Source organism: Paraburkholderia atlantica (genome assembly GCF_009362785.1).
Classification (GTDB): domain Bacteria; phylum Pseudomonadota; class Gammaproteobacteria; order Burkholderiales; family Burkholderiaceae; genus Paraburkholderia; species Paraburkholderia atlantica.
On record NZ_WHNQ01000004.1, the window covers coordinates 364,188 to 378,444 of the forward strand.

Sequence of the window (14,257 nt, forward strand, 5' to 3'; positions counted from 1 at the left end):
TTCGCTCCGTTATTGAATGACGCTGACATCGACGCCCGCAGGCACCGCCTGCGGCAGATACGCGTAACCGGTGAAGGCGCGCAGATGGCCGCTCGAGAACACCACGAGATCACTGTTCGACACCGCGAGCGGCACGCCGCGACGCGTCGCGCTGGCGGCGACGTACGTTTCGAAGGATGCGCCGAGCATCGCCTTCAGATCGGGCAGCGTCGGGCCATCCCATGCGACGCCGAACACGATGCCGTTGGCCGCCACGTATTCGCGCACCTGGGTGCCGGACGGCAGCGTCAGCGCGTGCACCGAATAGGCGCCCTGCGCGCTGGCCTGATGCGCGACTGCGCGCAGGCGCGTCTGATCGGCGTCGACGGTGCGGGCGTTCTGGCCGAGCGTCGCGTGCGCGGCGAACGGCAACGCGCAGCATGCCCCGAGCACTGCGCAGGCAATGCGGGTAAAAAGCTTCGGTTTCAAGAGGTTTCCTTCGAGGTGAAAACGCGAAACGAGGGGCGCACACCTGACCGGCTAAGCGGGGTTGCCTTCACGCCGGTTGGGCTGCGTGAATGCGTCTACGGAAGGGCGGGGCGAAACTTTAAGTCAGGGGAATGGCGCGCGGCAATCGTTTGCTGCGCGATTCAAACCTTTGGAGGTCCCTGAATCGTTCGACTACGTTCGACCAGTGCGGCCAAAGTCCTTTAGCAACAATGCTTTCGATTTTCATCCGACATTTAGAATCATCCGACTGCGGAATCTTCAACCGCCGCGCGTGATAGCCGCGAGTGAGAGCAGCGTTTTTTCACCCATGTAAGCGCCCGCCGAATAACCCGCGAGCGGAGCGTGCATCGCTCCGACTACACGAGGCTTGCGACACCCAAATCGCGCCGGGCAAAAAAAATCGCGGAGGGCCTGGCGGCCCTCCGCGACATAGATCATTCCGAACTCGCGGCGTGCGCTACTTCTTCTGCTGCTGAAGCAGCGACTTCAGTTCCTGCACATTCTCCTCTACGCGTTTCGCGATCACCGCATACGACTCCGCCTGCGTCTGATACGCGGCTTGCGCGAGCTGCTGCATATCGGCGAGCGATTTGTGCAGGCTCTGCTGGATCAGCTCCGCGGTTTTGCTCGACGGCGCGGTGCCGGCCGCGGTGAGCTGCGCGGTCAGCGCCTGCAGTTCGCCCAGCGTGCTGCGCAGCATCTCGGCCTGTTTCTGCGCGAGCGACTGCATCCCCTGGAATGCTGTCTGATTCGCCTGAACCAGCGCTTCCATGTCCTTGCGGCGCGCTTCCATGATGGCGGGCACGTCGAAGCCGGGGAGCTTGAACTGCTCCAGCATTTTGGTCAGATCGCCAAACGGATTGGCTGCATCGGGTCGGTCCATGCGAAATCCTCCTTTCGGTTGAAGACTCATCGCCTCTGCGCCGCCCGCACCAGGCGCGACGCCGATGCCGGCGGCTGCGTGTGCCGCGCGTGCTGCCACGGCGAGGTGCTTTTGAGGGTCGCACGGCACATCGCAGCAATCATGCGCTATCCGGCTGCGTTGCGCCAGCGGCGCTCACCCTGACGGACAGTCGTGCGCGGTGACGTGCGTCGCGTCGAAGTCCGTGACGCGCGCTTCGGCATGCGAGCGCAATCGAGCGATCGGTGTTTTGCCGCCTCTCGCCGACCGGTGGAAGCGCTCCCGCAGCCCCGCTCCGCGCGGCTTTGCGGGACTTCGTGGCCTGTCCCACATTGGCGCTTCACTGGTGCTTTTCATCTTCCGTCAGGTCATTACGATAGGAGCTCCGCAACGTCAGGACAGGGTGAAGGAATGCGCTATCCGATGGACATGGCCATTGCCGCCGCCCTGCTCGTGTTCGTGCTGTGCTGCATCGTCAAACTCGCTTTGAACTGATCGGCAGCTCGACGTCCGCGCCCTCTCTCTTCTTCGTTTTGCTCTTCCGCCGTTTCGTGTCGCGCTTCGCGGCCTGATGTCGCCGTGACATCGCTCGAAATAATTGTTGAATGGAGTTCGGCGGGCCGCTCGCCCATACTTCGTTCGCTGCCGGTGCGTGACGAATCACAGACGCATGAGATCGAAAGGCTTCACGTGCGAATCCCTTCGCCGATGATCGACGATCCCACGGTTGCCCGATCATCGGCGATGGACTCGAACCCACTGGCACCGCGTGCCGACGACAGGACCATCATGTTGACTTCAGTGAACTTCATCAAAAAGAACGCCGCCCGTTTCACCTGCATGGCACTCGTGTGCGGCAGCGCGCTGCTGAGCGGCTGCGCCGGCGCCAGCGTCACGAATCTGAGCGCGACGAGCACGTCCGCGACGGCCGACGCAGGCACGCAGTCGACGATGCATCCGGACACGGTCTACGTGTACACGTTCGATGCCGATCCGCAGCAGGTCAAGCTCGATAACAGCGGCCTGCTGCAGAAACTGAAGACGCAGATGTCGGGTTCGTCGGACGCGCAGAAGCAGGTTGCCGATGCCGCCCAGGTGCGCGAGCAGGTCGCCGACGAGATCGTCCATCAGCTGCAGGCGATGGGCCTGCACGCGGTGCGCACCGACTCGCCGGTGCCCCCCGGCCAGAACGTGCTGCTCGTGCAAGGCAGCTTCGAGACGATCGACGCCGGCAATCGCCGCCGCCGCACGCTGATCGGCCTCGGCGCGGGCAAGAGCGAGGTGAGCAGCGCGGTTCAGATCGTCTACCAACCCGCTGTGGGCGCGCCGCGCGTCGTGCAGAGCTTCACGGCCAACGCGGACAGCGGCAAGATGCCTGGCATGGTCGAAACCGCGGGGGTCGGCGCGGCGGCCGGCACCGTCGCGACCGCGGCAGCGGCCGGCGCGGGCCTGCACGGCGTGACTGAAACGAAGCGCGCGGGCGTGTCGGACGATGCCAAGCGTCTCGCCGATGCGGTCGCGAAACAGATCGCCCAGTTCGGCGTCGAAGCCGGGTGGATGCCGGCCGCGCGGAAGAGCTGAGCGGTCGAGCGCGGCGGGTTGCGCGCCCGACTGAAAGCGCGGATGACAAACGCGGCGGTGTGGATCGATGTCCTCGCCGCCGCGTTTTTTTATCGGCGCGAGCCCCGTCGTTATCCGCGCCACAACCCTCGCAACAGTGCGAGCAGGGCGGCTGGCGCCGTGCCTTTCTGGCAATAGCCGTCGAAATTGTGGCGCTCGCGGCCGGTTTCCCTCACGTGATCTTCGTCCAGCGACGTGAACGCGACGATGCCGAGGCTGTGCGTCGGCAGATAGCGGCGCAGCGCGCTCGCCGTTTCATAGCCGTCGCGCTCCGGCATCATGATGTCGAGCACGACGACGTCGGGAACCCAGTTGCGCACGCAGTGCAGCGCCGCCGTACATCCGGTCGCGGCGCGTGCCTCGACGCCCTCGTAGGAAAGCCAGGTGGCAAGCGCTTCGGCGGCGCTCTCGTTGTCGTCGACGACGAGCACGCGCGGCACGTCGTGCAATATCTGGACCTCTCGGGCGCTCCATCTCTGGCAGGTAGTCGAATTTCGTGACATGTATGGCGGCCTGCGATTAAACCTTTCGGCGGGTAGCAAACGCTGTACCGCCCATGCGGCGCCGTCAAACCCCCATCACGGCGGCCCGACGCCATCAAAAGCACCCACTTTTGCCATCTTTTCTGTAAATCGTTGCATTTCCGCAATAGGAATGATTCGCATTTGCACTATAATCCGGCCGAACCTTTCGTTCCTCGCGCGGACCGCTTGCATAAATGGGTTCGTCCGCGCGTGCAACCAAGAAAAATGCCGCCCGGATTCCAACTAGCGCCCCGGTACGGAAGATCGACGACCACGCCTACTCTCCAATTCATGTCCGTTTCACGCTGGAATCGCCCGCAGGCCACGCCTGCACAAGCCAATCTGCATCGCGCTACCATCCTCGCCGCCATCGCCGTCGCTTTTAGTCCGGCCTGCGCGCTCGCTCAATCGACTGACACTGCCCCCGCCGCTGACGGCACGCTTCCTGCCATCAAGGTTCAGGCGGCCGCCGTCGAGGAACTCCCCGGCGATCTGTCGCCGACATACGCGGGCGGCCAGGTCGCGCGCGGCGCCGACTACGGCGTGCTCGGCAAGCAGCGCAACATCGACATGCCGTTCAGCATGACGACCTACACGGCCAGGCTGATCAAGGATCAGCAGGCGCGCACGCTGTCGGACGTGGTCGAAAACGACCCGTCGGTGCGGACCGCTTACGGCTACGGCAACTTCTCGGAAGTGTTCGTGATTCGCGGCTTCCAGTTGAATGCCGACGATATCTCGATCAACGGTCTCTACGGTGTGACGCCGCGCCAGTTGGTCTCGACCGCTGCGCTCGAGCGGGTCGACGTGTTCAAGGGCGCCAACGCGTTCCTGAACGGCGCTTCGCCAACGGGTTCGGCGATCGGCGGCGGCGTGAACGTACAGCTCAAAAGGGCCGAGGACACGCCCACGACCAACGTGACGCTCGCAACCAGCGGCTCCGGCGAGTTCGGCGCGCACGTCGACGTCGGCCGACGCTTCGGCAGCGAAGGCCAGTTCGGGATTCGCGTGAACCAGGCGAATCGCGACGGTGAGACGAGCATCGATGGCGAACATCGCCGCGACAACACCACGGCTATCGCGCTCGACTGGCGCGGCGAAAAGCTGCGGCTGTCCGGCGACTTCCTGTATCAGCGCGAGCACGTCAGCGACGGCCGCCCGGTCGTCTACTTCACCGACGCGATTCCTGCGGTGCCGCCAGCGACGTACAACTACGGGCAGAACTGGTCGTACACGAACCTCGAAGACACGGTCGGCATCCTGAAGGCCGAATACGACTTCCTGCCCGGCTGGACCGCTTATGCGACCGGCGGCGTGCGTCGCACGGTCGAACAGGGCGAATACTACAACCCGACCTATTCGTCGGCCGGCGTCACCGGCGCGCGTCTGGGCGTGCCGTTCAACCAGAACTCGACCTCCGCCGAAGTCGGCGTGCGCGGCCGCTTCGACACCGGTCCGGTGTCGCACATGGTCGCGGTGGGCGGCGCCATTACGAGCCAGAACACCAGCTCCGCGTGGACCTACGCCTTCATGGGCCCAGTCTCGCTGTACAACACGGTGCAAACGCCCTTCCCGCCCACGACGATGTCAGGCGGCAACCTGGCCGATCCGGGCATGACGGCCACCACGGTGATCCGCAGCGTGTCCGCGTCCGACACGCTCGGCTTCCTGCATGACCGGGTGCTGTTCACGGTCGGCGCGCGCCGCCAGCAGATCGCGACGGCCAATTACGACAACACCGGCATTGGCAGCGGCAACTACAGCGACGGCATCACGACGCCACTGTTCGGCCTCGTTCTGCGCCCGACTCAGAACGTCTCGATCTTCGCGAACCGCAGCGAAGCGCTGGCCGCGGGCAGCATCGCGCCGGCTGGCACGCTGAACTACGGTCAGCAACTGGCGCCGGTGCGCACGAAACAGTGGGAAGTGGGTGTCAAGTACGACACCGCAAGGCTCGGTGCGTCGTTTGCCGCTTTCCAGATCGAACAGCCGTCGGCATTCACCGACCCGGCCACGCATATCTATGGCCTGAACGGCAACGAACGCCATCGCGGCCTCGAAGCCGAAGTGCACGGCGAGCCGCTCAAGGGCCTGCGTCTGCTGGCCGGCGCTTCGCTGATGGACGCGACGCTCGAGAACACGCAAGGCGGAACCCTCAACGGCAACCGTCCGGTGGGCGTGCCGACCTTCCTGTTCAACCTGGGCGCCGATTACGACATTCCGATGGTGCCGGGACTCGCCGTCAACGCGCGCTGGATCCATACCGGCGCGCAGGAAGCGAATGCGGCCAACACGCTGTCGATCCCGTCGTGGAACCGCTTCGACCTCGGCGCGCGTTATGAGACGTCCATCTACGGCAAGAGGACGACATTGCGCGCCACCGTGCAGAACGTGACGAACAAGGCTTACTGGTCAGCCGTGTCGGCCTACGGCGCGACGACGTACCTGACCCAGGGTGCGCCGCGTACGTTCCTGTTGTCGGTCAGCACCGACTTCTGATCGTCTGAAGCGATGTCGGTCGCCCGTGCCGGGCGACTCTCACGCATGACTAAAACGCTGCCAGGCTTTCGGGCCTGGCAGCGTTTTAGTGTTTGCGCTCGAATTGAACGGCGTGACGCCGCCCCGCGTCACTCGACCGGCGGCTCGCCTTCGGGTTTCTTCTTCGGCCGCTGCGCATCGGCGGCGCGCTGCGGCAGCTTGCTCTTTTCGTTATCGCTGTGCTTGACGGGCTGAGGATGATTGAACTGTTCGTCGCCGACTTTCATGGTGTGCCTCCGTGCCAACGCAACACAACACAACGCTCATGAATGTTCGGCGGACCGCTCGGTTTCGCCCGTGCCTGCGACGGCGGCCGGCGCATCGGCCGCCGCGCCCATCGTCACCAGCACACTGCACGTCACACGATCGAGCAGTAGCCCGTCGTGCCGGCCACTCCACCATCGCGCGAGTCCGTGACTGCGACGATGACCGACGACGACCAGATCGGCCTTCAGATCGTTAGCGAAAAACGGAATCTCATCGAGTGGTTCGCCGATCGCGAGATGACCGGTCGCGCGAATTCCGCGTGCGGCGAGTTTCTGCAAGCCCTCGTTGAGCACCGCTTTGGCGGATTCGTTGATGAAATCGACCGGCACCGCGGACGTGATGTCCGCGCCCTGCATCCACGCCGTATTGTTGAGGACGGACAGCAGGTGGACTTCCGCGTTCAGGTCTTGCGCGAGAGCGGCACCGTCCTTCAACGCGTGTTGTCCTTCGCGTGTTCCGTCGTAACAGAGAAGAATGCGCCTGAAGCTCGACATGAGAACCTCCTTGCGCCGCGCGGCAAGTCATCAATTAATTATATGTCAGTTCGTGACATATACCGCGCGACACCAATGCATGCAAATACCTACAGAAACGCCGTTAAACAGGCACTATTCGCGAGGTTCGGTGGCCACCGAATCCCTGCCCTGGAATAGCGAAATGCGCCGGAACCGTTTCCGTTCGCGTTCCTCGTTGAAGATCGACAGCGAGGGTTTGACGAGATCGTGGCGCGACACGATGCCGATCAGCCGATGGCTCTGGTATCGGCGACGACCGGCACGCGATCGAGCGAACGCGCGGCCAGACGCGCGGCGACATGCCGGCAGGTCTCTTCCGGCAACGCGATGTCGAGCCGCTCGTTTGCGAAGTGCGCATCACTCGCGCACAGCTCGCCGACCGTCGCCGTCGCGCGCCCCTCGTCGAGCGCCGCGCTCAGCATCTGCCGATCCGCCATGCCGACAAGCCGCCCCGCCTGCACCACCGGGTACGCGCGATGAATCTGCGTCGAGCCGAAGTATTGCGCGAGCGCGTCGGCGACGCTGAGGCTCGCATCGATCGTCCTCACCGTGCGCGTCATCACTTCATCCACGTGATGACGAGCGTTTGCCGCGGGATCGACGGGCAAACCATGGCCATGCGACCTACCGGTCCATGCCTCGTGCGGCGAACCGTTCGGCCATTTCACGAGCACCACCGCTCCACTGGACAACTGGTCGACAACGGTGCCGCCATACGCGCCGATCACGCGGCTTCGCACCCGGTGTCGCGCGACGCGGCACATGGAGCTCGCATCGGCAGCTGGTATGGGCCAGTTTCCTCTGCAGGTGGGAACCCATAGGCAAGTGGAACGGCGCAAATCGTACTAAGGAGGATTGCGAAGCGTCGACGCGACGTAAGTCGCGACGAACTACAGCCCCCAGATGATGTCCGCGTCCGAGTCGCGCGCCGCACGCATCATGTCCAGAAAAGGCCACGCGCGCTGCGACAGCCGGTTGCGCGACTCGCGTTGATTATTCGTTGAACAGTGCAATGCTTCGAGGGTCGTTTCCGCGGCCGCGTCTTCGGTGATGGCGGCTTCGAGACGATCGATCGCGTGCACCAGCTCGTCGTGGCTGATGACGCCCCGCTCGCCGAGTCGCTTGCCGATCAGGGCCAGCAGATACTGCGCGAGATCCCTGAGCATGACGACATCCGGCGACGCCGTGGATTGAAATGTGATCATCATGATGGCTCCCTTATCGGTCTATCAGGCAACGGCCAACGAACGGTCCCGATCGCGTCTGTCATCATTTTATATCACAACGTGATAAACAAGCACGGGCGGATCGGCGATTAAGGGCCTGGCTGAAGGACGTCGTGCGAGCTGTCGACTGTCTGCGATATGCGACAGATTTCGCGCGCCGCGCAGGGGCTGGAGAACTTTTTATATCATATTGAAATATAATCATGACCAGACTGTATTCGCGTTGCCAGGGTTTCCCCGGTAATGTCGGGCCCGGCATCATCGACTACTTTCCGCTCCTATCTTGTCCCGCTCTCCTGCTCTCGGCTGGCTCGCCAGCTTTCTCCCCGCACCGGTCACCGTGAAATGGCACGAGCGCGCGCGTTCGTGCCTCGGCGCGCTGCTCGGCATCGCGTTCACCGGCGGTCTGATGTATCTGCTGCTCGGTCCCGCCGCAAACATTCCGCTGCTGGTCGCGCCGATGGGCGCTTCCGCCGTGCTGCTGTTCGCGGTGCCCGCGAGTCCGCTCGCGCAGCCGTGGTCGATCATCGGCGGCAACCTGGTGTCCGCGACGGTCGGCGTGACCTGCGCGATGCTGATCGGCGATCCAACGCTCGCGGCCGCCCTCGCGGTGGCGCTGTCGATTTCCGGCATGTTCGCGCTGCGCTGCGTGCACCCGCCGTCGGGCGCGGTCGCGTTGACCGCGGTACTGGGCGGCCCGGTCATTCATGCGCTCGGCTACCGCTTCGTGCTCGAACCGATCGCGATTCAGTCGGCCGCGCTGCTGTTCGCGGCGCTCGTCTATCACGCGGCAACCGGCCACCGCTACCCGCATGCGGGACGCCAGGATCGTGCGACGCCGAACCAGGCCGCCGACGAAGCCGCGCGTGTCGGCTTCACCCGCGACGACGTCAAAGCCGTGCTTCGACGCCGTGACGAAATGCTCGACATCGGCACCGACGACCTCTATTCGCTGCTGCGCGAAACGCAGCTGCAGGCTTTCTCGCGCAGCTTCGACGAACTGCGCTGCGAAGACGTGATGTCCCGCCACGTCGTGTCCGTGTCGCCAGGCACACGCGCCGCAGCAGCATGGGAACTGTTCAGGCGCCACAACGTGAAGGCGCTGCCGGTCGTCGATGTGAAGCAAAAGCTGCTCGGCATCGTCACGCGCGCCGATTTCGTCGACAGGAAAGGCTTCGGCGCGCTCGGTCCTATCCTGAACTACTTCGACGGCTGGCTGCGCGGCGATGCGCTTCGCACGTCGAACGTCGGCAGCTTGATGACCACCGAAGTGTGCACCGTCGCGGCCTCCGATCCGATCACGGAACTCGTGCCGATGTTCGCGAACTACGGCCATCACCACGTACCAGTGCTCGATCGCGTGGGGCGCGTGGTCGGCATGATCACGCAGGTGGACCTGATCTCCGGCCTGTATCGGCAAACCGCCACCCAAGCCCGCAAGGCGGCCTGATTTTCAGTTAAAAAGCAAGGAGACCTGCCGCGCGATGCCGTTGCCACGGCCGCAATCCACCTAAATACCTCATGATGTGATATATTTTTTCGTTTCTTCACATCGGCGGATATCTCATGAAAGTACGGACTCGCAAGCTCGTCAAGAGCGATTTCGAGCAGTTGTCGGAGTTTCGCTACCAGATGCGGCGCTTCGAGCGCTTCTCGGAGCAAGCCGCGCAGAACGAGGGCATCACGCCGTTGCAATACCTGTTGTTGCTGCATATCAAGGGCTATCCCGAGCGCGACTGGGCGACCGTCGGCGAACTCGCGGAGCGTCTGCAGGCGCAACATCATGGCGTCGTCGCACTGGTATCGCGCTGCGAGGCACTGAGTCTAGTGCGCCGCCAGGTCAGCGAGACCGATCGTCGCCAGGTTGAAGTACACATCGAAAAAGCGGGAGAACGGGTACTCGAGCGGCTCGCTGAACTGCATCGCGCCGAATTGAGATCGCTCGAAGGCTCCTTCCGGATTCCTCAGATCGACCTCGACTAACCATGAGCATGGATTCCCACAAACGCGACTTCGCGGCGAATGCACGGCTGCCCGGCATTTTCGCGCTCGCCGCGTGCATCGGCCTCGTCAGTACGTTTGCCGCTTTTGTTCTGCTGAACCTGATTCGCCTGTTCACCAACCTGTTCTTCTTCGGCACGCTGTCGTTCGTCGACCGCTCGCCCGCCACCAATACGCTCGGCATCTGGGTGATCGGCGTGCCGGTGATCGGCGGCTTGATCGTCGGACTGATGGCGCGCTTCGGCTCCGAAAAGATTCGTGGCCATGGCATTCCCGAGGCGATCGAAGCGATCCTGTTCGGCAAGAGCAGGATGTCGCCGAAAGTGGCCGTGCTCAAGCCGTTGTCGTCGGGCATCGTAATCGGCAGCGGCGGGCCGTTCGGCGCGGAAGGGCCGATCATCATGACCGGCGGCGCGCTCGGCTCGCTGATCGCGCAGTGCGTGAAGGTCACGTCGGCGGAACGTAAGACGCTGCTCGTAGCCGGCGCCGCGGCCGGCATGACCGCGGTGTTCGGCACGCCGCTCGCGGCCGTGCTGCTCGCGGTCGAACTGCTGCTGTTCGAATGGCGCCCGCGCAGCTTCCTGCCGGTCGCGGTGGCCTGCGCGGTCGCCGGCTTCGCCCGCGCGATTTTCTTCGGTACGGGTCCGCTGTTTCCGCTGCAGACCGCCGCGCCCGATGGCTGGTCGCTGCTGTCGTGCGCGGTCGCGGGCGTGTTGTCGGGCGCGCTGGCGTCCGGCCTGTCCGCCGCGCTCTACAAGGTGGAAGACCTGTTCGGCAAGCTGCCGATCCACTGGATGTGGTGGCCCGCGCTCGGCGGTATCGTCGTCGGTATTGGCGGCTGGCTCGAACCGCGCGCGCTCGGCGTCGGTTATGACGTGATCGGCGATTTGCTGCATCAGCATATTGCGGTGCAGGTGGCGCTTTTGCTGCTCACCGTGAAGGCGGTGATGTGGGTCATCGCGCTCGGCTCGGGCACGTCCGGCGGCGTGCTCGCACCGCTGCTGATGCTCGGCGCCGGACTCGGCACAGTGCTCGCGCACTGGCTGCCGGGCAGCGAGCCGGCGCTGTGGCCACTCGTCTGCATGGCGGCGACGCTTGGCGCCACGCTCGGCGCGCCGCTGACGGCCATCGTGTTCGCGTTCGGCCTCACGCACGACGCCAATGCGCTGCTGCCTCTGCTGACAGCGACGCTGATCGCGCACGGCTTCTCCACGGTGGTGATGAGGCGCTCGATCATGACCGAGAAAATCGCGCGACGCGGTTATCACATCTATCGCGAGTACGGCGTCGATCCGCTCGAGCGCCACTATGTCGACGAAGTGATGACCGCCTCGGTCGAATCGGTCGATGCCGCCACGACGGTCGGCGCAACGCTGCAGACGCTATTCGGCGCGAACCAGCAGCGCCGCGCGTATCCGGTGGTGCGCGACGGCGCCGTGATCGGCGTGGCCGATCGCCTGTCGCTCGAACGCTTCTGCGCCGAGGACCCGGAGCGCAAGCGCGCGATGACCCTCGCCGACGTGTTCGCGCAGCACAACACCGCATTTGCCTTGTCATCCGAAACCTGCCGCCTCGTCGCGACGCGGCTCGCCGTGCTGGGGCTCGAACGCCTGCCGGTGGTCGCCGATAGCAACAGCATGCGTCTGGTCGGAATCGTGTCGCGCAGCGACTTGGTCAAGCCGTCGCTCGCTCACTTCGAAGAGGAACACAAACGGGAGCGGTTCCGTCGTATCGGGCCGTCGCTCGTCAAGCGGCGCTTCGCGCCGGTTCGCAAAACCAGCTAAAAGACCGCGGCAAAAATCAAAGGCCGAGTCCCATAAGGGCCTCGGCCTTTCTATTCGCGCATGCAGCTATTTGCCCGCACCACGCGACTCGACGCAACCCAGCACGAGCGTGTCACCCGATTTCGCGCCGGGACCCAGCGCCGCGGTGTGGAAGTCCGCGTGGTCGCAATGCCATTCGGCGTGGAAATCGCGTGGGCATGCCAGCGTCGTGCCGCCTTTGTGCAGACCGGGTAGCGGGTAATCGCAAGTTTCCCGTCCGTTGCAATGACGCTCTAGCTCGCGAGTCAGGTTGCCGCGTGGCGCGCCGCAATTCCCGCCATAAGTGCCCGATACGATCGTAATCGCGCGCGTTGGCGCGTCGGCGTTGGCAGACACCATGAATACGCCGCTTGCCAACGCCAACGCGGCAGGAAGGATTCCAGAGAGGAAAATCCGTCCGCGCCGCGAAGTTTCCATCGGCTTCTTCACTTTGCACCTCCGTTCCCGCTATGGGCGACGTTCAACTGAAACGCACCCCCTATAGCCAGGTATAGAGGAAAGAGGCAAAGACCGCCACGCAAAAACCAGTTCCTACACGCAATCGCGGCAAAAGCCGTTATTCGAGCGCCTTGTCGTTCGGCTGCGCGTAAAGCTGCTTTAGCGAATCGCTCATCGGAAAGTCGAAGCTGATGTTCTTCGGCGGCACCGGCTTGACGAACCAACGGTCGTACATCGTGTGGATTTCGGGTCCTTTCATCACCTGTTCGAGCGTGTCGTCGACGAGCTTTCTGAACTCGGGATCGTCGCGGCGCAACATGAAGCCATACGCTTCCGACGATTGCGGCGTACCGGTGATGATCCAGTCCGACGGCTTGGCGGTCAGCGTGCGCGTGCCGGCGAGCAACACGTCATCCATCATGTACGCGACGGCACGGCCGCTTTCGAGCGTGAGGCGCCCTTCGCCGTAATCCTTCGCGCTGATGATCTGCATGTTCATCTTCTTGTCTTCGTTCATCTTGCGCAGGATGCGCTCGGACGTCGTGCCCTGATTCGTCACGACCGTCTTGCCCGCGAGATCCGGGAAGTCCTTGATGCCGGAGTCCTTGCGCGTCAGAAGGCGCGTCGTCGCGACGAAGAAGGTGTCGCCGAACGTCACCTGGCTCTGGCGCGCGGCGAGATTGGTTGTCACGCCGCATTCGAGATCGACCGTGCCGTTCTGTACGAGCGGGATGCGATTCTGCGAGGTGACCGGGATGAAGCGCACCTTGAGGTCCGGATGCTTCGTTTTCGCCTTCACCGCATCGATGATCTTGTTGCACAGGTCCTGCGAAAAGCCGATCACTTCGTTGTTCGCATCGACGTAGGAAAACGGCACCGAGGTCTCGCGATGGCCAATCGCGATCACGCCGCTTTGCTGGATCTTCGCGAGCGTGGACGTCGCGTCCTGCGCGAACGCGCCAGGACTCACCGAGGTTGCCGCCACGAGCACGGCAACAGCGGACCAATTCATCACTTTCATGGGTATCTCCGATCGTGCTGCAGGTTCCTGATGGATGGCGGGCTGCTGTGCCAGCCGTCTACATATGTTGCCATTAAAAAATTAATTGCAACATATGTTAACTACCGAGTGCCGACACGCCGTGCGACGGCGTTTCCCGCTCATCAAGTCATCATAGATCCGTACTGGAGACCATTTTCAAAACCGTACAGGTACTGTACCGGAGCCTCTCGCTAGAATGAACTTCACCGTTTTCTGTTGGCGACACCGGAGCTCCCATGTCTTTCGTCACTCTCAGCGCGCTGCCCGCCGGCATTCTGTTCGCGCTCGTCACCTCGATCACGCCGGGCCCGAACAACACGATGCTGCTTGCGTCGGGCGTCAATTTCGGCTTTCGCCGCACGCTACCGCATCTGTCCGGCATCAGCGTCGGCGTGGTGCTGTTGATGTTGTCGGTCGGCGTCGGCCTCGGCGAGGCGTTCGTGCATTTCCCCGTGCTGTACACGGTGCTCGAAGTCGTCAGCGTCGCTTATCTGCTGTATCTGGCGTGGAAAATCGGCACGTCGGGCGAGCTGAAGCTCAGGAATGGCGAGCGTCGTCCGATGCGTTTTCACGAGGCGATCGCGTTCCAATGGGTCAATCCGAAGGCGTGGATGATGGTGCTGACCGCCGCGACGACGATTCACCTGAGCAACAGCTTCGGCATGAACGCCGTTGCAATGGCCGCGGTGTTCTATGTGATCGGCTTTCCGTGCATCTGCGTGTGGGCCGGTTTCGGCACCGCGATGCGCGAGGTGCTGTCGAACCCGAAACGGCTGCGCATCTTCAACGTCGCGATGGCGCTGCTGCTCGTCGGGTCGTTGTATCCGATCGCGCTGAAGCTGGTCGGGCACGGCGGCTGAGCTTCCGACGCGC

At 63.6% G+C, this 14,257-nt stretch carries 15 protein-coding genes; 6 read left to right on the plus strand and 9 right to left on the minus strand.

The window, feature by feature from the left end:
• Positions 1–9 precede the first annotated feature (9 nt).
• Both GCT19_RS08255 and phaP read right to left on the minus strand, forming a co-directional pair.
• A complete protein-coding gene (locus GCT19_RS08255) occupies positions 10–468 on the minus strand; it encodes a DUF2844 domain-containing protein (protein ID WP_152851592.1) in 459 nt (152 codons plus the stop codon).
• A 478-nt stretch (positions 469–946) separates the two neighbouring features.
• Entirely contained in the window at positions 947–1,372 is a 426-nt protein-coding gene (gene phaP, locus GCT19_RS08260; RefSeq protein ID WP_013092283.1) for a phasin family protein, read from the minus strand.
• A gap of 807 nt (positions 1,373–2,179) precedes the next feature.
• On the opposite strand from phaP, the gene GCT19_RS08265 reads away from it, so the two are divergent.
• Positions 2,180–2,971, plus strand: a complete 792-nt coding sequence (locus GCT19_RS08265; protein WP_152851593.1) for a DUF4410 domain-containing protein — start codon at positions 2,180–2,182, stop codon at positions 2,969–2,971.
• Positions 2,972–3,081: 110 nt separating this feature from the next.
• Here the strand turns inward: GCT19_RS08265 and GCT19_RS08270 are convergent, their stop codons facing one another.
• Positions 3,082–3,513, minus strand: a complete 432-nt coding sequence (locus tag GCT19_RS08270) for a response regulator (RefSeq protein WP_026228430.1) — start codon at positions 3,511–3,513, stop codon at positions 3,082–3,084.
• A gap of 312 nt (positions 3,514–3,825) precedes the next feature.
• Here GCT19_RS08270 and GCT19_RS08275 point away from each other — a divergent pair, with 312 nt between their 5' ends.
• On the plus strand, positions 3,826–6,033 hold the full coding sequence (locus GCT19_RS08275; RefSeq protein WP_152851594.1) for a TonB-dependent receptor: 2,208 nt from the start codon (positions 3,826–3,828) through the stop codon (positions 6,031–6,033).
• Positions 6,034–6,161: 128 nt separating this feature from the next.
• Here GCT19_RS08275 and GCT19_RS42655 read toward each other — a convergent pair whose 3' ends face one another.
• From GCT19_RS42655 to GCT19_RS08295, 4 genes are all read right to left on the minus strand, one after another.
• A complete protein-coding gene (locus GCT19_RS42655; RefSeq protein WP_018434112.1) occupies positions 6,162–6,299 on the minus strand; it encodes a hypothetical protein in 138 nt (45 codons plus the stop codon).
• A 36-nt stretch (positions 6,300–6,335) separates the two neighbouring features.
• Positions 6,336–6,833: a universal stress protein gene (locus tag GCT19_RS08280; RefSeq protein WP_152851595.1), complete on the minus strand. Its 498-nt coding sequence runs from the start codon at positions 6,831–6,833 to the stop codon at positions 6,336–6,338.
• Positions 6,834–7,081: 248 nt separating this feature from the next.
• The gene (locus tag GCT19_RS08285; RefSeq protein WP_227749214.1) at positions 7,082–7,618 is read right to left on the minus strand and encodes a CBS domain-containing protein; all 537 of its coding nucleotides are present in this window, start codon (positions 7,616–7,618) and stop codon (positions 7,082–7,084) included.
• Between the two features lie 126 nt (positions 7,619–7,744).
• Complete coding sequence (locus GCT19_RS08295) at positions 7,745–8,062, minus strand: DUF1840 domain-containing protein (protein WP_018434108.1); 318 nt, start codon at positions 8,060–8,062, stop codon at positions 7,745–7,747.
• A gap of 301 nt (positions 8,063–8,363) precedes the next feature.
• Between GCT19_RS08295 and GCT19_RS08300 the strand changes: the two genes are divergently transcribed.
• The 3 genes from GCT19_RS08300 to GCT19_RS08310 all read left to right on the plus strand — a co-directional run bounded on the left by GCT19_RS08300 (position 8,364) and on the right by GCT19_RS08310 (position 11,865).
• Positions 8,364–9,530, plus strand: coding sequence for an HPP family protein (locus GCT19_RS08300; protein WP_152851596.1), 1,167 nt, complete (start codon positions 8,364–8,366; stop codon positions 9,528–9,530).
• Positions 9,531–9,646: 116 nt separating this feature from the next.
• Positions 9,647–10,063, plus strand: a complete 417-nt coding sequence (locus GCT19_RS08305; protein WP_018434106.1) for a MarR family winged helix-turn-helix transcriptional regulator — start codon at positions 9,647–9,649, stop codon at positions 10,061–10,063.
• A gap of 2 nt (positions 10,064–10,065) precedes the next feature.
• Positions 10,066–11,865, plus strand: a complete 1,800-nt coding sequence (locus tag GCT19_RS08310) for a chloride channel protein (protein ID WP_026228427.1) — start codon at positions 10,066–10,068, stop codon at positions 11,863–11,865.
• Between the two features lie 66 nt (positions 11,866–11,931).
• Here the strand turns inward: GCT19_RS08310 and GCT19_RS08315 are convergent, their stop codons facing one another.
• Both GCT19_RS08315 and GCT19_RS08320 read right to left on the minus strand, forming a co-directional pair.
• Positions 11,932–12,333, minus strand: a complete 402-nt coding sequence (locus GCT19_RS08315) for a hypothetical protein (protein ID WP_176137189.1) — start codon at positions 12,331–12,333, stop codon at positions 11,932–11,934.
• A 127-nt stretch (positions 12,334–12,460) separates the two neighbouring features.
• Positions 12,461–13,363: a glutamate/aspartate ABC transporter substrate-binding protein gene (locus GCT19_RS08320; protein ID WP_018434103.1), complete on the minus strand. Its 903-nt coding sequence runs from the start codon at positions 13,361–13,363 to the stop codon at positions 12,461–12,463.
• A 257-nt stretch (positions 13,364–13,620) separates the two neighbouring features.
• Between GCT19_RS08320 and GCT19_RS08325 the strand changes: the two genes are divergently transcribed.
• On the plus strand, positions 13,621–14,244 hold the full coding sequence (locus GCT19_RS08325; protein ID WP_152851597.1) for a LysE family translocator: 624 nt from the start codon (positions 13,621–13,623) through the stop codon (positions 14,242–14,244).
• Positions 14,245–14,257 lie beyond the last annotated feature (13 nt).